The sequence below is a fragment of the Paraburkholderia sp. RL17-373-BIF-A genome, assembly GCF_046030175.1.
Taxonomy (GTDB): domain Bacteria; phylum Pseudomonadota; class Gammaproteobacteria; order Burkholderiales; family Burkholderiaceae; genus Paraburkholderia.
This window is the reverse complement of the sequence record NZ_JARESO010000010.1, coordinates 170542-193320: the sequence shown is the minus strand read 5'-3', so window position 1 is coordinate 193320 and position 22779 is coordinate 170542. Positions and strand designations below refer to the sequence as shown.

The 22779-nt window shown below is 60.5% G+C and carries 18 protein-coding genes; 13 read left to right on the top strand and 5 right to left on the bottom strand.

Translation table 11 applies throughout. The features are described 5' to 3' along the window. Positions 1 to 60: 60 nt before the first annotated feature. Complete coding sequence (locus P0D80_RS15260; RefSeq protein ID WP_408284973.1) at positions 61 to 7692, bottom strand: YadA-like family protein; 7632 nt, start codon at positions 7690 to 7692, stop codon at positions 61 to 63. Positions 7693 to 7838: 146 nt separating this feature from the next. After that, positions 7839 to 8192 (bottom strand): hypothetical protein, encoded by a 354-nt coding sequence (locus tag P0D80_RS15255; protein WP_408284971.1) that lies wholly within the window; start codon positions 8190 to 8192, stop codon positions 7839 to 7841. A gap of 83 nt (positions 8193 to 8275) precedes the next feature. On the opposite strand from P0D80_RS15255, the gene P0D80_RS15250 reads away from it, so the two are divergent. From P0D80_RS15250 to P0D80_RS15190, 13 genes are all read left to right on the top strand, one after another. After that, on the top strand, positions 8276 to 8557 hold the full coding sequence (locus P0D80_RS15250) for a Flp family type IVb pilin (RefSeq protein ID WP_408284969.1): 282 nt from the start codon (positions 8276 to 8278) through the stop codon (positions 8555 to 8557). Positions 8558 to 8582: 25 nt separating this feature from the next. Further along, positions 8583 to 10112, top strand: coding sequence for a pilus assembly protein TadG-related protein (locus P0D80_RS15245; protein WP_408285067.1), 1530 nt, complete (start codon positions 8583 to 8585; stop codon positions 10110 to 10112). Then, on the top strand, positions 10109 to 10993 hold the full coding sequence (locus P0D80_RS15240; RefSeq protein ID WP_408284968.1) for a hypothetical protein: 885 nt from the start codon (positions 10109 to 10111) through the stop codon (positions 10991 to 10993). The genes P0D80_RS15245 and P0D80_RS15240 overlap by 4 nt, the downstream gene beginning before the upstream one ends. Before the next feature lie 62 nt (positions 10994 to 11055). After that, positions 11056 to 11703 carry a hypothetical protein gene (locus P0D80_RS15235; protein ID WP_408284965.1) on the top strand — a complete coding sequence of 216 codons (648 nt, stop codon included), beginning with the start codon at positions 11056 to 11058 and terminating at the stop codon, positions 11701 to 11703. A gap of 1 nt (position 11704) precedes the next feature. Continuing rightward, positions 11705 to 11911 carry a hypothetical protein gene (locus P0D80_RS15230; RefSeq protein WP_408284963.1) on the top strand — a complete coding sequence of 69 codons (207 nt, stop codon included), beginning with the start codon at positions 11705 to 11707 and terminating at the stop codon, positions 11909 to 11911. A gap of 20 nt (positions 11912 to 11931) precedes the next feature. Beyond that, the gene (gene cpaB, locus P0D80_RS15225; protein WP_408285064.1) at positions 11932 to 13029 is read left to right on the top strand and encodes a Flp pilus assembly protein CpaB; all 1098 of its coding nucleotides are present in this window, start codon (positions 11932 to 11934) and stop codon (positions 13027 to 13029) included. Between the two features lie 24 nt (positions 13030 to 13053). After that, positions 13054 to 14820 (top strand): type II and III secretion system protein family protein, encoded by a 1767-nt coding sequence (locus P0D80_RS15220; RefSeq protein WP_408284960.1) that lies wholly within the window; start codon positions 13054 to 13056, stop codon positions 14818 to 14820. 22 nt (positions 14821 to 14842) lie between these two features. Next, the gene (locus P0D80_RS15215; protein WP_408284958.1) at positions 14843 to 16741 is read left to right on the top strand and encodes a TadA family conjugal transfer-associated ATPase; all 1899 of its coding nucleotides are present in this window, start codon (positions 14843 to 14845) and stop codon (positions 16739 to 16741) included. Positions 16742 to 16751: 10 nt separating this feature from the next. Continuing rightward, positions 16752 to 17600 (top strand): type II secretion system F family protein, encoded by an 849-nt coding sequence (locus P0D80_RS15210; protein ID WP_408284955.1) that lies wholly within the window; start codon positions 16752 to 16754, stop codon positions 17598 to 17600. A gap of 3 nt (positions 17601 to 17603) precedes the next feature. Then, a complete protein-coding gene (locus P0D80_RS15205) occupies positions 17604 to 18485 on the top strand; it encodes a type II secretion system F family protein (RefSeq protein WP_408284953.1) in 882 nt (293 codons plus the stop codon). Then, the gene (locus P0D80_RS15200; protein WP_408284952.1) at positions 18482 to 18832 is read left to right on the top strand and encodes a DUF192 domain-containing protein; all 351 of its coding nucleotides are present in this window, start codon (positions 18482 to 18484) and stop codon (positions 18830 to 18832) included. Before P0D80_RS15205 ends, P0D80_RS15200 begins: the two co-directional genes overlap by 4 nt. 89 nt (positions 18833 to 18921) lie before the next feature. Continuing rightward, positions 18922 to 19665: a TadE family protein gene (locus P0D80_RS15195; RefSeq protein ID WP_408284950.1), complete on the top strand. Its 744-nt coding sequence runs from the start codon at positions 18922 to 18924 to the stop codon at positions 19663 to 19665. Between the two features lie 44 nt (positions 19666 to 19709). Further along, positions 19710 to 20477 (top strand): lytic transglycosylase domain-containing protein, encoded by a 768-nt coding sequence (locus tag P0D80_RS15190; RefSeq protein ID WP_408284947.1) that lies wholly within the window; start codon positions 19710 to 19712, stop codon positions 20475 to 20477. Here P0D80_RS15190 and P0D80_RS15185 read toward each other — a convergent pair. From P0D80_RS15185 to P0D80_RS15175, 3 genes are all read right to left on the bottom strand, one after another. Then, positions 20378 to 20899 (bottom strand): Hpt domain-containing protein, encoded by a 522-nt coding sequence (locus P0D80_RS15185; protein WP_408284944.1) that lies wholly within the window; start codon positions 20897 to 20899, stop codon positions 20378 to 20380. The two genes, P0D80_RS15190 and P0D80_RS15185, sit on opposite strands and share 100 nt — an antisense overlap. After that, positions 20896 to 21537 carry a LuxR C-terminal-related transcriptional regulator gene (locus tag P0D80_RS15180; RefSeq protein ID WP_408284941.1) on the bottom strand — a complete coding sequence of 214 codons (642 nt, stop codon included), beginning with the start codon at positions 21535 to 21537 and terminating at the stop codon, positions 20896 to 20898. The genes P0D80_RS15185 and P0D80_RS15180 overlap by 4 nt, the downstream gene beginning before the upstream one ends. A gap of 112 nt (positions 21538 to 21649) precedes the next feature. Next, the gene (locus P0D80_RS15175) at positions 21650 to 22741 is read right to left on the bottom strand and encodes an OmpA family protein (RefSeq protein ID WP_408284936.1); all 1092 of its coding nucleotides are present in this window, start codon (positions 22739 to 22741) and stop codon (positions 21650 to 21652) included. Positions 22742 to 22779 lie beyond the last annotated feature (38 nt).

The window sequence follows — 22779 nt, the reverse complement described above, 5'->3', positions numbered from 1 at the left end:
TCCCGTGCGACCCAGACGGCTAACGTTCCGAGCTTCTAATCAAAGCCTTGCGGCCGTTGTTTAGTTGCCGAGGACGATGCCGATACCAGCGCGAACGATGGTGCTATTGCCGCCCGAGGTGGACACGCCAAGGTTGTAGTTGATCGTGCCCTTCTCGTTCCAGCGGGACACGCCCAAACCGACAGCCTGATAGCCACGATAGTTGGCAACACCGGCGTTCAACGTGGTACGACCCGGCAGATACGGCGTGACGATGTTCAGCGCCGATGCCGAAGCGATACCCTTCGCCGCGCTACGGTCAACGTTGTTGATCGAGTTGCTCATATTGCCCATGGCACTGTTCAACTGATTCAGGTTGACCGCATCGGTGCCCTGCGTACCGGCTGCGACATTGGTGATCTGACGCTCCGCACCGGCGGAACCCACCGATACCGAGTTGTCGCGATCCGTCGTCGAGTTCGCACCCAACGCGACCGCGTTGGTGTTCGGAGCCGAAGCGCCTTCACCCATTGCGACCGAGTTGTCGCCCGTCGTCACCGTGTTCTTGCCGATTGCAATCGCGGACTGGCCGGATGCTGAAGCACCGTTGCCGATCGCGATTGAGTCCGTACCGGAGGCGACTGCAGCGATGCCGCCCGAAGCCGGCGTGTTGATGTTGACGTAGGTCGAGCTACCCGAACCGCCCGGTTGAAGGTTGGCCACTACGTTTTCGAGGGCCGAGAACTGCCCGTAGTTGACCGCGTCCGTTGCGCCGGTACCAGCCGCCACGTTCGTCAACTTCACCGGCGTCGTGGAACCCACGCCGCCCAACGTCACCTTGCTCTTCGTCGAGTCGTCGTAGGCGACGCCATTCGCCGTGCCACCACCGCCGATGCTGATCTGTTGGTCGACATACGAATGCATCTGACCGACGTTGGCAGCGTCGGTGTCAGCCATACCGGCCGCCACGTTTTTCAACAGAACCGGAGTCGTCGAGCCGACACCGCCAAACGTCACCCTACTCTTGGTTGCGTCGTCATAGGCGATGAACGTGTTGGTCACGTTGCCTGACGTGTCGACATTCAAACCAGCTTCCTTCAATTGCTTGAGGTTCACTGCCTGATCGTCGCTCGTCGCTGCGGCGACGTTTGCAACCGTCACCGGCGTGGTGGAACCCACACCGCCCAAGGTCAGCTTGTCGTGCGCCGGCGTGTCGTAAATCACGCCGTCCGGGTTGCCGCCGGTAATGATCGCCGCGTTGAGAGCGCCAATCGCCGAGTCGACGCCGCTGTAAGAGTTGCTGCCAACGGTGTACGTGGGCTTCGAAATCTGACCGCTAGAGCTCACTGTCGAGCCACCACCCAACGCGGCCGCCGTGCTGCTCATCGCGCCGTACAGTTGCGAGCCGTTGATCGCCTGCTTGCTGGTCGATGCGATCGCGCCATCGCCCACGTTCGCCAAGATCACCGGCGTAGTCGAGCCAACGCCGCCAAACGTGACCGTCCCCTTGTTCACGTTGTCATACGCAACAAAGCTGTTCGTCACGACCCCGCTGGTGCCGATCGTAGCGCCCATCGCCTTCAACTGCTCGACGTTCACCGCGTCGTGATCGGCCACACCGTCTGCCACGTTCGACACCGTGACCGGCGTACCCGCGAAGCCCAGCGTCAGCTTGTCGTGGGTCGACGTGTCGTAGACAACCGCGTTAGGCGAACCGCCGCCGCTGCTCGATGCAGCTGCAATCAGCGCTGCACCCACGTCGGAGTACGTGTTGCCATTCAACTTATAGCTCGGCGTGGAAATCTTGCCATCGGAACCCACCGTCGAGCCACCACCCAGTGCGGCTGCCGCGCTGCTTGCCACGTTATACAGCTGCGAACCATTGACTGCGTCCTTGCTGCCCGCCGCGATCTGCCCCGACGCAACGTTGGTCAGCGCGACCGCCGCGCCGCCCTTGTTTAGCGTAAGCGCAGTGTGCGCCGAAGTGTCATAGACAACCGCGTTAGGTGCGCCACCACCCGCAACAGCGTTGATCGCAGCATTCATCTGCGCCACGTTCACCGCGTCCGTGTTCTCCGTACCCGCAGCAACGTTGACGATCTGACGCTCCGAGCCCTGCGCGCCGACGGAGACCGTGTTGCCACGATTAGCCATCGAACTGGCACCAATCGCCACCGCATTCGCTGCGCTAACTGTAGAACCCGAGCCGAGAGCCATGGAGTTCGTACCCGCAGTCGTCACAACCGCGTTAGCACCCAGTCCAACGGAGTTAGCAGCGTTCGTCACGCTGTTAGAGCCCAGCGCCAATGCATCGGCGCCTTGGGCCGCAGCCATGTAACCAATTGCCACCGAGTTATCGGCGAAGGTATTGGTTGTCGCGCCTTCGCCGATCACTGTCGCATTAATCGCCGAAGCAACCGCGCTCGAACCGACTACGGTGGAACCGTCACGGAATGTGCCTGAGCCGGCACCGATGACCACCGAACCCACGCCCTGCGCCATTGCACCGGGGCCAATGGCCATGGCGTTCTGTGCGTTGTCGGTCGACGTCGCAGGGAGGCCCGGCGTGATGTTGGTACTGATGGCGATGTAGTTGTCGACCGGCGTCGCGCCCAGCGGAGCGCCCAGCAGCATCGACTTCACGCCGCTTGACTGCGCCGCAAGCTGTTGCGCAACCGAGGTCTGCAGCGCGGTCAATTGACCAAACGTTGCGGCGTCAGATGTCGAGACACCGTTAGCCACGTACATGATGCGACGCTCTGAGCCCACATCCCCAACGGAAATGGTATTCGCCGCGGTCACCCGCGAGTTCGACCCAAGCGCCACCGAATCGGCGAACTGTGAACGCGCGCCCGAGCCAATAGCCAGCGATCTCAATCCACTTGCATACGCCCCACCGCCGATCGCCACTGTTTCGCCTCCGGTCGCGATCGCCGCGCTCGATGAGGACACCACCTTGATGTACTTCGTGGTGTCAGCGATGTTGTTATTGATCGAAGTGATTTCACTGTCGAGTCCAGTAAGAGCCGAACCGACGTCCGCGTACGTTCCGTTGCTGAGCTGATAGCTCGGTGCAGAAATCGCGCCATTCAGCCCCACACTGGAGCCACCGCCCAGTGCGTTCGCCACGCTAGTTGCAGTACGGTACAGTTGCGAACCGTTGATCGCGTCAAGGCTTGCGGCCGACAGCGTACCCGCCGCCAACGCCGTGATCTTTGTCGAACCGCTCGTGCCCTTCAGCGAGATTGTGTTCTTCGTCGTGTCGTCATACGCCACGAAGCTGTTCGTGATCACGCCGCTCGTGACGTTTGCGCCCATCGCCTGCAGCTGCGCCAGGTTCACCGCATCGGTGCCGTTTGTAGCATTGGCCACGTTGATGATCTGGCGCTCCGAACCGACCGCACCCACCGATACCGCGTTCACGCGATTAGCCACCGAGTTCGAACCCAGTGCCACCGAGTTGTTTGCCGATGCGCTCGCCGCACCGCCAATCGCCACCGCGTTCGTGCCGGTTGCCGACGAGTCGGCCAGCGACGAATTCGTGTGGAAATACTTGATGCCGCCACCGTTGACGATGTTGTTAACCGTGTTGGTCACGTTCGTCACGTTGCCTGCCACGTTCGCGACGCTCGCGTTCGTCTGGTACAACTGCGTGCCGTTGACCGCGTCAAGACTCGTCGCCGACAGCGTACCCGCCGTCAGACCCGTGATCTTCGTCGAACCGCTCGTGCCCTGCAGCGTGATCGTGTTCTTCGTCGTGTCGTCATACGCCACGAATGCGTTCGTCACCACACCGCTGCTGTTGATCGTGCCGCCCATTGCCTGCAGCTGCGCCACGTTCACTGCGTCGCTGTTCGCCACGCCGTTTGCCACGTTCGTCAGCGTCACCGCCTTCGTCGCGCCTGTGCCACCCAAGCTCACCTTACCCTTGGTCGTGTCGTCATACGCCACGAACGCGTTCGTCACCACGCCACTCGTGACGTTTGCGCCCATCGCCTGCAGTTGCGCCAGGTTCACCGCATCGGTGCCGTTTGTAGCATTGGCCACGTTGATGATCTGGCGCTCCGAACCGACCGCACCCACCGATACCGCGTTCACGCGATTAGCCACCGAGTTCGAACCCAGTGCCACCGAGTTGTTTGCCGATGCGCTCGCCGCACCGCCAATCGCCACCGCGTTCGTGCCGGTTGCCGACGAGTCGGCCAGCGACGAATTCGTGTGGAAATACTTGATGCCGCCACCGTTGACGATGTTGTTAACCGTGTTGGTCACGTTCGTCACGTTGCCTGCCACGTTCGCGACGCTCGCGTTCGTCTGGTACAACTGCGTGCCGTTGACCGCGTCAAGACTCGTCGCCGACAGCGTACCCGCCGTCAGACCCGTGATCTTCGTCGAACCGCTCGTGCCCTGCAGCGTGATCGTGTTCTTCGTCGTGTCGTCATACGCCACGAATGCGTTCGTCACCACACCGCTGCTGTTGATCGTGCCGCCCATTGCCTGCAACTGCGCCACGTTCACTGCGTCGCTGCTCGCCACGCCGTTTGCCACGTTCGTCAGCGTGACCGGCACGGTCGTGCCCGTGCCGCCCAGTGTCACCTTCGTGTGAGACGACGAGTCGTATTGCACCGAGTTCGCCGAACCAACGGATGCCACAGCCGCGATGGCCGAACCGACGTCCGTGTATGTCTGACCGGAGACTGCAAAGGACGGCCTCCTGATCGTGCCGTCAGCGTTCACGCCGGCGCCGCCGCCGATCAGGTTAGTCACACCGGTCAATTGGGTAACGTTTACCGCGTCAGTACCTTGTGTACCGGCCGCCATGTTGACAACCTGGCGTTGTGCCGTGCTGCTGCCGACCGAAATGGTGTTCGCGCGATCCGCCACCGAATTGGCGCCCAACGCCACGGAGTTGGACTGGCTAACAGTTGCACCGGCACCGAAAGCCATCGAGTTCGCGGCTGCCGTTGTTACGACTGCGTTGCCGCCCAACGCAACGGAGTTCGAGGCATTCGACACAGCGGAGGTACCAAGCGACAAAGCATTCGCGCCTTGCGCGGCCGCGTTGTAGCCGATTGCAACAGCGTTGGTAGCAATGCTACTGGTGTTCGCGCCGGCGCCAATCACTGTCGTGTTCAATGCCAGAGCCGCAGCACCTGAACCGACTGCGGTCGAACCTGCCAAAGCCGTACCCGAGCCTGCACCGACGGCCAGAGAACCTTGACCCAGCGCCATCGCCGTCGGACCTATCGCCATTGCGTCCTGCGCATTGTCGGTGCTCGTTTGAGTGCCCGCCGTAACGTTCGAACTCACCGAAATATAGGAGGTAACCGGCGTTGCGCCCAGCAGCGACGCACCCATCAGCATTGATTTCGCGCCGCCCGATTGTGCCGCAAGCTGTTGCGCAACCGAGGTCTGCAGCGCGTTCAACTGAGCGAACGTTGCGACGTCAGTCCCCGAGACACCGTTGGCCACGTTCGTGATGCGACGCTCCGAACCGACATCGCCGACAGAAACGGTATTCGCTGCGATCACGCGCGAGTTTGAGCCGAGCGCCACCGAATTGGCGAACATCGAGCGCGAACCCGAACCGATCGCTACGGAATTGGCTCCGCTCGAGTACGCTCCTCCGCCGACGGCGACTGCTTCGCCACCCGTTGCGATTGCTGCGGAAGAGGCCGAAACTACCTTGATGTACTTCGACGTATTGGCCACGTCGTTGTTCAGCCCGTTGATCGCTGTGTTCATCCCGCCGAGGGCCGAGCCAACATCGTTGTACGTACTTCCTTGCAGCACGTAAGTCGGGTTCGTGACGGCGCCGCTCGCGCTCACACTGGAACCGCCGCCCAATGCGTTCGCCACGCTGCTTGCAGTGCTGTCCAACTGCGAGCCGTTAACCGCGTCCTTACTGTTCGACGTGATTTGACCTGCGGCCACGTTCGTTAGACCAACCGGCACCGTCGAGGTTGTCCCACCCAGCGTCAACTTGTTATGTGCCGACGAGTCGTAGATCACCGCGTCGGGTGAACCACCGCCGCCGATGGAGGCATTTGCGATAGCCGTATTCATCTGGCCCAGGTTGACCGCATCAGTATTCGACGTACCTACCGCCACGTTGATGATCTGGCGTTCCGAACCGACTGCACCCACCGACACTGCATTCGCACGGCTTGCCACCGAGTTCGAACCCAGAGCCACCGAGTTGTTTCCATTTGCAATGGCCATGCCACCGATCGCCACCGAATCCGTACCGATCGCCGAGGAGTCGGCGAGCGTCGAATTGGCGTGGAAATACTTGACGCCGCGGCTGTACATGTTCACAACAACGTCGCCGACCTGGTTTGCCAGACTATCCAAATTCTGGTTAGTCGTGTACAGCTGCCCACCGTTGACCGCGTCAGTGCTAGCGGCCGACGAGATATCGCCGGCGGCCACGTTGGTCAGCTTGACCTGTTTCATGCTGCTCACGCCGCCGAGCGTCACGGTGTCGCGCGCCGACGAATCGTACGTCACCACGAGGGGCGAGCCCGCGATACCGTTGTTGACGATGTTGTTGACGATATTCGTCACATTGGCAAGGTTGCCTGATATGTTCGCGACGTTATTGGCGACGTTCGTTACGTTCCGGTTCGTCTGGTACAACTGCGAACCGTTCACGGCATCCGTACTCCAGTCCGACGAGATATCGCCGCCCGTCAGATTCGTGATCTTCGTACCGGTCGAACCCTTGAGCGTAATCAGCGTGGAAGCAGAGCTGTCGTACGTCACAGCGTTGGCGGCAACACTGCCGCTGCCCCCGCCGCTGGCGCCTGCGATCGCGGCGTTCAGTTGGTTGACGTTGACGGCGTCGGTGCCCGCAGCGCCTGCTGTCACGTTGGTGATCTGCCGCGTGTATTGCGACGTGCCATCCGCCGACAGATAGCCGACCGACACAGAGTCGCTGCGGCTGGCAACCGAGCCCGCGCCCAGCGCTACCGACCGGGGCGCCAGAGCAACAGCATTCGCACCGTACGCACTTGCATTGTCACCAATCGCTATCGAGGAAGGCCCGGAAGCGACCGAGTTAGCCCCCTTTGCCAAGGCACTCGTAGACGGATCGCTCGAAGGGGAGTTCGCCTGGAAATAGCGAGTGTACTGATACAGCTGCGAACCGTTCACCGCGTCCGTACTTGTCAACGACCAGTCGCCTGCTGCCAGGCTGGTAATCTTATTACCGGTCATGTTGACGCCGTTGAGCATGTCGATGCCACCCATGCCCTGGATCTCGATGTGGCCATCTTGATAGCCAGCGATTCGGGCCGTTATGTTGCCGGTGTTGTAGCCCTCGGCGCCGCTGGCGGTTGCCGCGTTGTTCAACGAAAACGACATACCGCCGCTACCATCTGCACCGTTGCAGTTCAACGCGCCAGCGGAACTCGAATACGGCCCCAGCGAAGACCCTGCCGATCCAATTGTCCCAGTGCATAACTCAAGACCGCCGTACCCTACGGTAGCCGACTGGGCAACTGCCATACCCGGCAACATCGTCGCGCCGATTGCCATGGCAATCGGCATGAACATGGCCTTCAGCGGGGTTGCTGGCCGATAAATCGCGTCGAACGAAACCGTGCAGGATGACGAAGCAGTTCCCGCACTGCTATGTGTCCTGGCAGTCTCGGGCGCAGCCACCCACGTTCCGGATGCGTCGTTCCACACGCTGATATACGACTTATTCATAAATTCCCTAAATAGAGGGCAAGCCCCGCTTGCTGTTAGATTTGAGAAAATCGTGCGCACACGCTTCCCGCAAAAAAAAGGCCGGCACCTTGAAAGCTCGATCCAAAGTTTTTCACGCAACGCAAATCTAACCGGCAGCCTTATCCCTAAAAATCAGGAAACGGGAAAAGCACGTGGGAATTTTCCGTATAGACGCTGGAGAAGTCACAGCCGTTCGAATGAGTGCGTCGGGGCGAAAGCGGGACGAACAGGGCGATCGCCGAAATGCCGCGGTATGAGCTATGACTGTTGTCGGTTGCGCGCTCGACTTCAGCCAATAGGTATATCAATACGTCAGTTTTCATGATGCCTGGATAAACCACTCCAGGTCTCATGCGCATGCAGCATGGGTAATTACGCCCCGGAAATTGGGAAATTTCGACGCCTTGTAAGACCTCTGCATTCCTATACTTCGCCTCCGACACTGTTGCCGATGCGTTTTGAACAGGGAGTTTTCTCATTTGCTTTCCGTCCACGACGACGAAACTTACACAGCCGTGTCTAGCCCGCCTCCTTTCACATCAATTCTTTTGCTAAAGACATCATGAAACTTACACAAATTCGCCGAAAAAATAAGCAGCTCGGCCAAGGCATGACGGAATACATCATCATCGTCGCCCTGATCGCTGTCTCGGCAATCGGCGTGTATTCGCTGTTCGGTCAAACGCTGCGCAACCAAACGTCTGGCCTTGCCATAGAAATGTCCGGCAAAGATGCGGCGGCCAACATCTCGACGGCACAGTCGAACGCGAACACGGCGACGAGCAACGCCAACCACACGAAGAACATGGGCACGTATAACGACAGCAACAACACGGGCAACTAATCTCTTCAGATTAGCGATATCCATGATGAAACCCTCTGCCCGCAAGGGCAGGGCCAGGGTCGCCGGCGCTAGCGGGCAGGCGCTGGTCCCTGCACTGATCTTTCTGCTGGCCGGCTGCATCGGCCTGTATGTGGCGTTCAACTCGTTCCAGATGACGAGCGCCAAAATCAAACTTCAGAACACTGCCGACGCCGCCGCATACAGCGCCGCAGTGCTGCAGGCGCGCGACTACAACTTCTCGGCTTATACGAACCGGGCGATGGTCGCCAATCAGGTCACCGCCGCGCAGGTGGTCGCACTGAAATCCTGGATCGACGAACTCGACGCGACTTACTCGCCGTCGGATCTCGACAATACGATCAACGGTCTGGCGGATCATCCGGCTCAATGGAGTACACCCAAAAAGATCGGCAAAGCCGACATTGGGCCGGTACGCGCCGCGCTGGACACACTGCTGCCTACCGTGACCAGAAGCATCGGTTCGCTCAATCGCGCACTGAGCGTTGCGCAGGCGAACTACCATGTAGCGGTGTTCACCGCCGTCCCCGACACAGCCGACGCCATCGCGCAGCTCAATCAAGCCGACACGCGCGTCACCAGCGGATACTTCATCAGTCCGCGCAATGCCGCGCAACTCGCTACATGGAACTCCTACACGGCTACCGTCATTCCCGCAGGCACGACCGGGACTGACGACTTTGCCGATGTGGTCACGGCCCAAAGCACACTCGACGGATTCGTCAAGAATCGCGACTCCAGCCGCAGCGTCGCGCCCAACTTCCAGCAGATGAACGACACAGCCAACGGCATATGTGGCGCGAACAGCTCGTTTACCGTAAACGTCACACACGCTGGTGGCACCCAGTTACGCAATGACAAGTCCGGCTGGCAGTCTATCGACGCCAGTACCGCGCAAGTACGGGTAAGTTGTCTCGGAACATTTGGTGGCATTGCCGGGTCCGGCGGTAGTGCAAACGGAAACATCAACAGTTTTATGAGCCATCCCCCCTTCGCCGCATGGCAAGACTGGGAAGGCTACGGTGGATACTTCAACTTCGGCTATACGGGCAGTCCCACACCGGGATGGCAAGTGCCGGAAGCGATGGCGCAACAGTTTTCGCTCGGCCCCGGCGCCTCGCTCGATCCCGCTAACGGTGGACTGCTCCCCTATCAGGAAGTCAGTGGCGTGCAACTCGCCAGCGAAGCGCCGCGCATCACTATCGAAGTCACCCGCAATGCCAACACGCTTGTGAAGACCGTGGGCCTCAAAGGCGGTGGACGCATGCAAGTCAACGACAACGCAGCCGGCGGCGCAATGCGCGCGCTATCGAGCGCCAACGCTTATTTCGTGCGCCCTGATGAAACGACCTTCAGCGGATCGATCCTTGGCGGCCTGGTCAACGCCAACCAGTGGGCACGCGAGGACCACGCCACCGAATACCCAAGCCTGTTCAGCCCGTACTGGCAACCCAGGCTCGCACCGGTCAGCGACGGCGAACGCGAAGCGGCTCAAGCAAGCCAGATCTCGGCAGCATCGCAGGTACAAAAGCAATGAAACGAATCGACACGGCAAACGTCCGGCAAACCGGCCAGGCGATGGTGGAATTTCTCATTTCCATGACCATGGTCATGAGCGTGCTGCTCCTCGCCATCGTCATGCTCGGCAAGTTCAACGACATCCGTAACCGTACGTTGATGGGCTCGCGCTACCTCGCATGGGAACGCACCGTGTGGACGGATGGCGATGCCACGAAGAACCTCGTCAGTGATCCAACGACCACGGAAGGCTGGTCCAGCGCATACGGCAGTGCTGCGTTAGGCACAAGCAAACTGGACACCGAACTCAAAGGCGAAGTGATGCAACGCATCCTGGCAGGCGACGGTTCGCCGGTCACCAGCGCAGACCGCACGCAGAATCAACTATCCGCATCCCAGCCGGCAATGTGGAACGACTATGGTGGCAATCCCTTGCTCGCGTCGGCGGGCGACGTTGCGGTCGGCACGGGCGTCGCGGCCGATCTCGCCAGCGGCCAGACCAGTTCGGCGCTCGCCCAGTGGGCCGTGCCGACCGCCACCGGCAATCAGTATCTCGCCCATCTGAATTTGCCGACGCGCTCACTGCGGTCCGGCACGCTCAGCATTTCTGTCGCCCAGAACAATGATGTGCTCAAGCGACTCTGGCCGAAAGACGATCAACTGCCTGCATTCAGCGGATTGACCTTCTCGGATACCAACGTGCTGACGACCGACAGCTGGGTGCCGGACGGCTCCGATAGCAACAAAGCCCTGTTCAGCCAGGCGGTGCCGGCTGCCAACGCCACGTTGGTGCCATCGACCGGATATAGGAGCTTGCAAAAATACGCGCCTGAAATTTCGACGCTTGAATTCGGCCGTATTCGGCAAGACGTCGTGCCGCCAACTCGCTTGAACCAATGAAATCTGCTTACGAGTTCGTGCGCGGCGGCTGCCTCATTTGCGTGTTGATCACCGGGTCCGCCGTGGCCGGCACCGCATGCAACAAAACGCCGGTTCCACCGCAAAGCGTCCAGGCCTTCGGTCGCGACATGATCGTGAATGGCGTGCCCACCTCGGTGGTCGGCATGGAGTTCGCGGGAACGACAGGCGATGTGTCAAAGGCATTCCGCGACTTCTGGACCAACGAAGACGTACCGGCAAAAGGACGTACCGACTCTTCCGGACTGATGCTTAGCGCACTCGACGACCAGTGCCTCTACGTGCTCAACATCCCGCCACAACCGGAGCGTGCCCGGACACGCGGGCTGATGAGCGTCATCCGGCTTGGCAACAGTGAAGTTGGCCACCGCATTCCTGATTCCGCAGTGCCGCTGCCGGAAGGCAGCAAGGTTCTCTCAGATGTCGAGAGCCACGATCCGGGCCAAACCGGACGCACCTGGCTGCTCGGCATGTCCGGCGACGCGCGCTGGAATGCGCAGCGATATCGCAACAGTCTTGTCGCGCAGGGATGGATGAGTGTGGGCCGTCAACCGGACTACCAATCCGCAGGCAAACCAACCGCCCAAGGCACGGCATTCGCGATGCAACACGGTAGAGACAGTGTGGACGTGAGTTTTTCAGACAACGATGGAAGAACCGTCGCGGTCATCAATGCAACGAGGAACCGTTGAAATGCAACAACCGGGACGTTTCACTTTCTTCGCGGCGCGGCGCAGCCGGCAGTGTGGCCAAGCCTATGCGGAGTACCTCGTCGTCACGACCGCGCTTATTGGGGTTCTGCTAATGGCGGCAGGTGACACCGTGGCGCCCTTCACAGCCCTCGTCTCCAGTTTCAAATCGTTTTTTAGCGCCTACAGCTTCACCCTCTCGCTTCCCTGACCCGCAACGGTCGATTGGTCATGCTTAAAAAAATTAATCTCCGTTCGCTTCTCGCGAACTCCTGGGTACTCCTGTTCCTCGCCGTATTGGTCGCAGGCGGGCTGACGTTCCTCCTCTACAAATATCTCAGCGACCGCGAGAAAAAACTCAAGGCCGACATTGCGGCGAACCACGGGCGTGCCGACGTGGAGGTCGTCGTGCCCGCACAGGACGTCCCGGTCGGCACGCCGCTGTCGAGCAGCGACTTCGTCTCGCGCCCGATCCAAGCCGATCTGGTCTACGACGACATGATCCGCGTGGAGAACTTCGAAAAATATCGCCAGTCACGCCTCGTCAAGCCGGTACGCCGCGGTTTGCCCCTGCGTGCTAGCGACATCGATGCCCTGAGCGGCCGCGATTTTTCGGACATCCTGCCGGCCGGCAAACGCGCCGTCACGGTGGAAATCGACACGGTCAACTCGACAGCCTTGATGCTCCGCCCGGGCAACCGCGTCGACGTGTATTGGCTCGGCAAGGTATTCCACGAAGATCACGCTTCCGACGACAAGAAAGTCGCGCAACTAATCATGCCGGACATACTGGTTCTGGCGACCGGGCAGGACATGCGCCCGCGTGACGCCGGCGAGGCCGCCCAGTGGGATCAGGCAAACGCCAATAGCAGCGCCATGAGCCGCCAGGAAGGCACGGGCTACACCACCATCACTCTGGAAGTACCGGTCGACGACGTCGGACGTATCGCCCTTGCACAAAAGATTGGCGGTTTGCGCCTCATCCTGCGCAACTCGGACGACAAAGGTAAGGACGGCCCGTCGCTAGTCCAGGAAAGCGACGTGTTCATGGACCCGTCGCACCGAACAACAACCCTTGGCAACGGGCCGGCGCCTCAGGTCGTCGAAGTAATTGCTGGCGGTGGAACGAACAGCACCAGCGTGATTACGCCCCAAGGCACGCAGTCGGGTTCTTCGCAAGAAGCGCCGGGCGCCGACACCGCGCCGCCTGCAGCGGCTCAACCCACGCCCGCCTCGCCGCAGCGCCAGCCGAGTCTCTACGAGCAGGCCAACGCGATCGCCCAACAACTGCAGAAGGCCGTTACGCCCAGCGCGTCGAAGCAGAACTAAAGCACTGAGCACAGGTTTCACACCATGAAAGTCAAACACAATGCGGCACCGTTGCGCCGCGGGGTTCTGCGGTCGGTCCTCATCGGCATGTTGCTTTGCGAGGCCGCGCCGGTCGCGTTCGCTCAAACCGCACACTTACCGGCATCGGATAGTGCATCAGCAGGCGTGCGTGTTCTCGAAATGTTCCGTGGCGAAGTGCGTATCCTGCACATTCCAGGCACGATCAAGCGTATCGCTATCGGCAACGGGAAACTGCTCACAGCGAATGTGGTGGACGGTAGCCTGATGTTGCTCGGCGAACAGGACGGCATCACGTCTCTCGTCGTGTGGAATGAAAAGGGCATCGCGCTGCAAAGCACCGTGCGCATCGCCAAAGCCGAGGTCAGCGCATCGCTGGAACAACTGCGGGAGGTGTTGAAGTCGGTATCGGGGCTGCGCATCGACGGGATCGGTTCGAACATCGTCTTATCCGGCGTCGTACATCGCGACATGGTGGCGATCATCAAATCGGCCACGCAAGACATGAAGAACGTGATCGACACCACTACGGTCGACGAAGGGGAAGCACTCAGAAAGACGGTCCATTTCAAGGTTCAGATCATGGAAGTCACACGCAATGCGCAGAGAAGTCTCGGCATTTCGTGGGACAGCGCCTTCAAAGGCCCGCAGATCGGCGGCGCTGCCAGCGTCGCAACGGGCGCCGCCAAGGCGGTCACCGCGGGCACGAGCTACTTTCTCGCGGGCATCGCCACGAACATCACCTCGCAAATCAATTTCGCCGTCGACAATGGTGATGCGTACGTGCTCGCAGCGCCGGAACTGAATACGAAGAGCGGCGGTACCGCGAGCTTCCTGGCGGGCGGCCAAGTGCCGATTCCACAATCGGGCGCGCTCGGCACCACGAACGTCGAGTACAAAGACTACGGCATCAAGCTCAGCATCGTGCCCGTCGTCGACGCGAACAACATCATCTCCGCGCATCTGACCACCGAGATCAGCCAGATCGACCCCACTGTGACGTTTGCCGGCATGCCGGGCTTCCTGACCCGCAACACAAGTTCAGACATTTCGATGCGCGCCGGCGAAACGCTCGCCATTTCCGGCCTGGTCAGCGCGGACGCAGCCAACGATTCCAATGGCATACCGTTTCTCAGCCAGATCCCCATCATCGGCCAACTATTTCGATCGGACGCCTTTCGCGCCAAGAAAAGCGATCTGATCATTTTTGTGACGCCGGTCATTTCCGATCCGGAACTGGCGCCGAATACCGATTTGCTCGCACGCGCCGATCGAATGGACCAAGGCTTCCATAAGGAGTATGGCAATCCTGAACCGCTCATCGCAGATCAGGAGAAGGCCACGCGTAGGACAGCGCCGCGACAGCCAATCGAATCCACGCCCGCGCTGCTTCCCACGCCCATTCGCAGCACGCCGCTGAGTGCGCCGATCCCGCAGCAGGCGCCTGCGCCGGTTGCGGATAGCGCGCAGACTCAAGCGCCCCCTCCGATTCCCGTCCCGGTTCCGGTTCAGCCTCGCGTGCAGGCATCGGCCGCAGCGCAAGCAACGCCGGTTCCGACGCCCGCTCCTGAGCAACCTCGCCCGGCAACCACGCCCCCCGTTCAGCCCCTCTCCTCGCAACCACCGGCAGGTGTGGCGGACGCGCTGCGCATGCTCACCGCTGCGCAACAACCGCCGGCAGTGCCACCTACCCCGCGTGATTCGGCGCACCCGGCTTCGGATGGCAAGTTGCCGCCGGAGCAAGTTGGCGTGCTCGGCAACCCGGCCAACTGATCGCGTCTAGCGGAGGAACACCATGCTCAATCTTCAAGTCCATGTGCGTAACACGCCCATACGCACCCTTCAGGTCGAACGTGGCTGCACGATTGGCAAGGACGCAAGCTGCGACATCATCGTCAAGGGGATGCTGATCGGCAAGCTGCAGGCGCGCATCGTGAGAGAACATAGCGCGTACTACATCGAAGATCAGGGCGGGATTGCGGCGACACTCGTCAACGGTTCAGCGATCACGCGCTACGGACCGCTGACTGAGGCTGACCAGATCGAAATCGGCATGGCGACGATCAAGATCGTTCGCGCCGCTGCTGCGGCGCAGCCGGCGCATCACGCGCCGCCGATGCCTAACGCGGCGCCTCAAAACTCGCACGTTGCGCCCCAAGCCGCACATTCCGCTGAGGCTCATCCGTGGGCTCATGTCGAACCCGCTTTCACGGCGACTTCTCCGACATCGGCATCAGCGGACTCCTCGCTTGGGCATACCGCCGCACAAGCGTCGCCGTTCGCCGTCCAGCAAGCGCCCGCGACGACACACGAAGATCAGGCTGCTCAGAACAAATCGCCGGGCGGAGCCCCTCTGCGAATACAACCGGCGCGCACGAAACAAACGGCTGCCCCGCAATTGCCGGTTGCGCCAATCAACAGCCCACTCGGCATCGAACTGCGCAAGCAGGCTCACATGAAAGTGATTGCCGCGCTCGACCTACGGCGACTGAATGTAGCTCGCATGGAAGAGGACGAGTTGCACAAGACTGTCAGCGCCGCGCTCGACGACATCCTGAACCACGACCCCAGCTTCCGCGCCACGGACATTCCGCTCGAGACGCTGAAGAAAAGCGTGTTCGACGAAATCATCGGACTGGGACCGCTCGAAGAACTGATCGCTGACCCGACCGTATCCGAAATCATGGTCAACTGCCATAACGAGATCTTCATCGAGCAGCACGGACAGTTGAAGCGTTCCCCAGTGATCTTCACCGACGACCGCGCGGTGCTCGGCGCGATCGAACGTATCGTCGCGCCGATCGGCCGCCGCATCGACGAAAGCTCGCCGATGGTCGATGCACGCCTCGCTGATGGATCGCGAGTGAATGCCGTGATTCCGCCGCTCGCGCTGAAAGGCCCGAGCATCACCATCCGAAAGTTCTCCAAGCGCAAACTGGCCGGCGAGGATCTGCTCAAGTTCGGCTCCATGTCGCCGGATATGCTCGAATTCCTGCACACCGCAGTTGAGCAAGGCGCCAACATCATCATTTCCGGCGGCACGGGATCGGGCAAGACCACCTTGCTCAACGTGTTGTCGAGCTACATTCCCGACGACGAGCGCATTGTGACCGTGGAAGACGCAGCGGAACTGCAACTGTCGCAGCCTAACCTCGTCTCGCTCGAAGCGCGACCCGCGAACATGGAAGGAAAGGGTGCGATTCACATCCGCGATCTGGTGAAGAACTGCTTGCGGATGCGCCCCGATCGGATCGTGATCGGCGAGTGCCGGGGCGGCGAAGCGCTGGACATGTTGCAGGCCATGAACACCGGTCACGACGGCTCGCTCACCACCGCTCACGCCAACACGCCGCGCGACTGTATCGCGCGTCTCGAAGTCATGACGTTGATGGCCGGACTCGACTTGCCAGTGCAGGCGATCCGTGAACAGATCTGCTCAGCGGTCGACCTCATCGTGCAGCAGTCGCGTTTCTCCTGCGGCTCGCGCCGCGTCACGCACGTTACCGAAGTCAGCGGCATGGAGTCGGGCGTCATCACGCTGCAAGATGTTTTCGTCTTCAAGGAAGAAGGTTTCGGCGAGAACGGCAAGATTCAGGGCAAGTTCGTACCCACTGCGTATATCCCCGACTTCTATCAAGAATTGATTCGTCGGCGTATTCCGGTGAATACCGAAATCTTCACGCGTGGCAAGTGAGAGGTCGATCATGAGTCTTCCCATCATTCTCGCGTCGATGTTCCTCGGCAGCCTCGTGCTGATTTTCCTGCTTTCGCGCATGGGCACATCCACGCTCAGAGCGGGCTCGCGACAAATGGCCGGCGAAATCGAATCGTCGCTCGCCGATGCTTTCGTCTTCGTGAGTCGGCAAAGGGCCGCCGCGTGGAGCATGGTCGTGATGATCGGCCTGCCGATCATCGTTTTCCTAATGACTCACAGCGTCCTCATCGCACTCGTCTCCGTGCCGATCGCGATGATACTGCCCAAAAAATACTTCAAGCGGATGCGTCAAAAACGCATTGAAACGCTCGAGAAACAACTACCCGATGCGCTGATGATGATGTCAGGCGCACTGCGCGCCGGCGCGAGCTTCCCGATCGCCCTCGAAGCCGTGGTGCACGAAACGACCCCGCCGATTTCGCAGGAATTCGATCTGTTGATGCGGGAAATCCGTCTCGGCATCGACCTGGATATTGCCATGCGCAACGTCGAGAAGCGCATCCCGATCCCCGATTTTCTGATGATGACCGCGGCCGTCACGATCGCGCGTGAGGTGGGCGGCAACCTCGCTGAAGCGCTGGAGTCCGTCGCGGCGACCCTGCGCGAGAAACTGCAGATGGAAGGCAAGATCCGGGCGCTGACATCGCAGGGCCGCATGCAGGGCATCGTGATGACCTGTCTGCCGCTCTTTCTGATGCTGGTGCTGCGCTTCATGGAACCCAAGGCGATGGCGCCGCTTTTCAACGAGCCGATCGGCTGGGCCACACTGGCCGTGATCGGCGTGATGGAGTTTCTCGGCTATCTCTCGATCACCAAAATCACCAACATCGACGTGTGAACTATGCTGCTATTCATTGCTTTTGCGATCAGCGTCGGCCTGATCGTCATTCTCGGCGTCGGGTATAAATCGATCAGCGGCCTGACTGGCGCGGTGCCGCAAGAGAATCGCGTCTTCCTCGATCCGCTGCCGAAGTCGTTGCGGCTGCTGTGGCCGCTCGTCAATTTCGTCGTCCATCATTTCGGCGACAGATTCAGCCCGAAGCTGGTCGAGAAAACCGATCTGCAATTGCGCCTGACGTCGCTCACGTTCCTGATGAATGCGCGTCAGTTCATCGCGTTGTCGATCATTGGATCAGCGCTGGCTTCGCTGGTGGCGCTTCTGCTCATGCTGCTGCTCGGCATGTTTTCACTGCTGGGGCTGATTGGCGCCGCTGTACTCGGTTACTTCTACCCACGCATCTGGACGCGCGATGTGCGACGCCGCCGTGTCGCGCGCATTCTCAAGCATCTGCCGATCTACCTCGACTTCCTGACGCTCGCCGTCGAAGCCGGCCTGAACATCAATGGCGCGATTCAGAAGGCTGTTGAAAAAGGACCCGAAGGCCCGTTGCGCTGGGAATTGGAGCACGTGCTGCGCGACCTCAAGTCCGGATTGAATCGCATGGAAGCGTTGCACCGTTTGGACGACCGGTTGCGCATCAAGGAAGTAACGAATCTGGTCGGCACCGTTGTGCAGGCCGAGCGGATGGGTTCGGGGCTCGCGAAGTCATTGCGATTTCAGTCGGAACAGCGGCGGTCCGAACGCTTTCAGCGCGCGGAGAAACAAGCCATGGAAGCCCCGGTGAAACTGGTGTTCCCGCTGCTGGTGTTCATCTTTCCGATCACTTTCATCGTGCTGGGATTTCCGATCGCGATGAAATTCGTGCAGGAAGGTTTGCTGTGAAGCCAGCATGCCTTCACGTTCGCGGATGCGACATCGGCGTCGACGTGTCGATCACGGAGACCGCGCAGGAGCGCATGCGTGGTTTGCTGGGCCACGACTCGCTCGCCTCAGGGGAAGCGCTGCTTTTGCGGCGTTGCGGATCGGTTCACACGTTCGGCATGCGCTTTGCCATCGACGTGCTGTTTCTCGACCGGCGCCAGCGCGTCGTTGCCATTCATCACAACGTGCCCAGACGGCGCATGGTGTTCAGTCTGCGCGCGGCGCATACCTTGGAGATGGCAGCCTGCGCGGCGCGTTTGCATGGACTGGCTGTCGGTGACTCACTTGTTTTCGAGGCGACCTCGTGAACTATTCACATTGCAAATTGCGGCGGATCCGGAAACGGCGCGCGAGACTGATCGACCTCCCGCGGAAGACGCGACAGTCGGGTCAGTCGATGGCGGAGTTCATCATCATCGCGCCGGTGCTGCTGTTCGTCTGTTTCGGCATTCTCCAGTTCGTGCTGCTCTATCAGGCGAAGTCGACGTTGGACGTGGCCGTTCTGGAAGCCGCGCGTGAAGGCGCGGTCAACCACGGCTCCATGCGATCGATGCGAAGCGGTCTCGCACGCGGGCTCGCGCCGCTTTACGCGCATCAGGCAGACGCTGAGGGCGTCGCCGCAGCGCTTGTGAGCGCAAAAGCCGATGCCGCCACGTTCAGCAGCATCATCGTCCTCAATCCGACCTCGGCCGCCATTCTGGACTATGCGCAACCCCGCTATTACGCGGATCAGGCAGCGACCTATCTGGAGATCCCCAACGATTCGCTGATGTATCGCGACTCCTCCGTGCCGCCCAATGCAACGTCGCACATGAACATCCAGGACGCCAACCTGCTGAAAATTCATGTGCACTACTGCTACAACATGTACGTGCCGCTAGTGAACAAAGTGATCTACTACGCCGCTAACGTGATCGGCGCGATCGGTACGGGAGGTATTTTGAGTCGCGAGCCGGCCGGGAAAAATCCAGATCCGTACGGTGATCCCCAAAATGGTGACTATCTCTGCAAAACCAAGCTCGTGGACGGCATTGCGACAGGCCGTTGGCCGATCTCGCTCGATTCGGAGGCGATGGTCCGCATGCAGTCGCCGCTCAGGGTGTCAGCGTTGAACGACTCGCCGAATCCGACAGGCAACTGATGGCGCAGCGCGTTAATGATTGGCTGTCTGCATTGCGAGGCGCCATGACGAAGCGAGCGCTGCTTGGCGGTCTGATTGCCGCAAGCGCATGCGTGCCGCTCGTCGCTCAGGCTGCCGACGCCGCGACCGCGCACGAACGTCGTTCGCCTGGCGTTGTCATGATGATTGGTGGAATGACAAGCGATAGTGACGTCGCCCTGGAGCCCACGCGCGCGGCGTCAGCGGAGTCCCTTGCTGCATCCGACGACGCCGGCAGACAGTCTGTCGTGATCCAGCCAGGCAGATCGGCATTCAACGACGGAGTACGGCAAACGTCCGCGGCGGTCGCATCGCGTGTGATGGCTCTGTCGCCAATCATCAACGAAGCGGCCCATGTTGCTGATGTAGACAGTGCGCTCCTGATGGCGGTCATCGATGTGGAATCCGGTGGCAATCCGCAAGCCGTGTCCCCTAAGGGCGCAACAGGCCTCATGCAGTTGATGCCCGGCACGGGCGCGCGGCATGGCGCGTCCGATCTGTTCGATCCGCGCCAGAACATCGAAGCGGGCGCACGCTATCTGAAAGGACTCATGCGCCAGTTCGGCGGACTTCCGCTCGCGCTGGCCGCCTATAACGCCGGTGAGGGTGCCGTGCAAAAGTACGGTGGACAGATACCACCATATGCGGAGACGATGAACTATGTCCCGAAGGTCATCGCTCGATACCGGTGGTATCAGGATGTCTCGTCTTCGGCGCGTACGGCATCGGTGCAAGCGGCGTCGAACGGCGGTCGCGGACGCTTTATTCTAGTCGGTTCCGGCGGCACGGATTGACCGTAAGTCTGCGATAAAGCGCTCGCGGGTCCGATCTGGTCACCGTTGCCCAGCGCCTTCGCAATCGACACGTCGAGCTCCTCGATCGCATCGATCACGCACGGCAGAACCGCCGTCGCCGCTGCGATATCGTGCGCACGCGCAGCCGTTTCCAGTTGTATCAGCAACGCAATCAAGTCGTGGCATTCAAGCATGCGCGCCGATCCGGCGATCCGATGCGCCGCGCTACCCACGCTATCCCAGCAAGCTACCTCGGAACCTTCACACAACGAGTCGAGCGTCGTACGATTGGTCTGCGAAATCATCTCGAGCAAACGTCCGGCGGTGGCATGGTCACCACACGCCAGATCCAGCGCTTTCTGCCAGAGCAAATGAGCGTCGGCGGAAAACACGGTGTGGTCCATCGCGTCAGCGGCCTTCATTGCACGGAGGCAATCCGGCAGCGCCTCGCCAGATCGATGAGCTCAACGAGCGATTTGACACCGAGCTTGTGCATGATGCGCGTCTTGTGGCTGCTGACGGTTTTATTGCTGATAAACAAGGCATCCCCAATCGCCTTATTCGACATGCCTTTCGAAAGCATCTGCAGAATCACGAGCTCCTTATCCGACAGCAGCCCGATCCTGGCTTCTTCACCTCCCTCCCCAGCAGCGAACGCCATACCGCCGCCATTAGTCGTCACCGGGAACACGGTATAGCCTGCCAGCACCGCCTCTACCCCGCGCATGATCTCCTTCATTTCCTGCGACTTGCCGACGAAACCATGCACGCCCGAGCGCATCGCGCGCGGCGCGAACGTCGCCGGATCGTGACTCGACAGCACCATCACGCGAATCGGCGGATGAACGAGCTTGAGTCGGGGAATCACATCGAGTCCGCTGATGCGCGGAATGTCGAGATCCAATATGGCGAGCTCTGGCGTGTGTATGCGGGCCATCTCGACAGCGCTCTGGCCGTTATCGGCCTCGATCACCTCTTCAACGCCAAGCAATTGCACGAGCTGCATTTTGATGACCATGCGAAACGCAGGATGGTCGTCGATAACCAGAATAGTTGACACTTTTCTTAATCCTCCTGAATACACGCTTTGCGACATTGATCGTTGGCAGCGTCAAGGTCGAAGACGCATCGATCTGTGCGGCACGCTTGCTAGCTTTCCACCCGAGGGCACACTACGGGGCCACCGCGACGAGTTCAATCTCGACGCGTCGATTCGGCGCGAGGCATCGCATCAACACATCTCGCTTCGTTTGCCGGCAGTCCACCAACGGATTCTCGCTGCCTCTGCCTTGCGCGCTCATCGGCAAGCTCACGCCGCGCGCTCGCAAGTACCGCTCGACCGTGAGCGCGCGCTGCATGGACAAACCGATGTTGTAAAACTTGTCGCCGAGGCGGTCAGCGTAGCCGGTGACCTTCAACTCACACATGGCAGGAATCTTCTTCAAACGCATTGCCACGTCGTTCAACTGTCGTTTGCCGGCGGGCAATATCGCGGCGGCGTCACCGCCGTTGAAACGGAAAAGAGAATCGGTCTTTAACGCGATCGTCCGCGGCGAATTCGCAGCTGAGGCGGAGGCAGGACCACGTGCGGGCGCCGGAGCGGACGTCGGCGTTTGTACAGCCTGCTTGCATTGCAGCGCAGTTTCCGCCGACTGACGCAAGTTGTCCTGCACTTCAGGCAGGCGTTTCTCGGCGTTGGAGAAACTGCGTCGCCATGCGTCATGCCCGCTTTGCATCAGCTCGACTTCGGCACAAGCAAGCGGCGGCAGCGCCTGCGGACATTGCGCAACAGCGGGATCCGACTTGATGGTATTGACGATCTTCCAAAGATCGGGGCGCACCGTGGACACGGTACGCAGCGCGGGATTGACAGCCGATAACGGTGCACCGTTCTCGAGGCTCATCGTGATCATGGCTGCCTGGCCAATCGCTTCTTCGACAAAGCCCCAGTGATCGTCGGCTTGCCGCGCCTGTTGAGCGGCATTGATCCAGCATTGTGCCTTGGCTTGAAAATAGCCGTTCTTATCGCCCGGCAAACGGTCGAGCCGCGTCTGCAGTAGTGCCAACGCCGTGCCGCTGCTTACGACCGGCGCATAGGTGCTGATCCATTGTGAGTTGACCGCGCCCGCGGCTTCGTCCTGAGTGACGCCGAATCCGCTATGCAATAAGGTGGCGTCTTGAACGCCAAGCCGGTCACGCGCGCCGTGGTCCGCGCAGGCCGTTAAGGCTAGCGCGCACACAAGCACCATTAGCTGGTGTTTCATTGATTCCCCGCGTCGAGCGCATCTTCTTATCGAGGGCT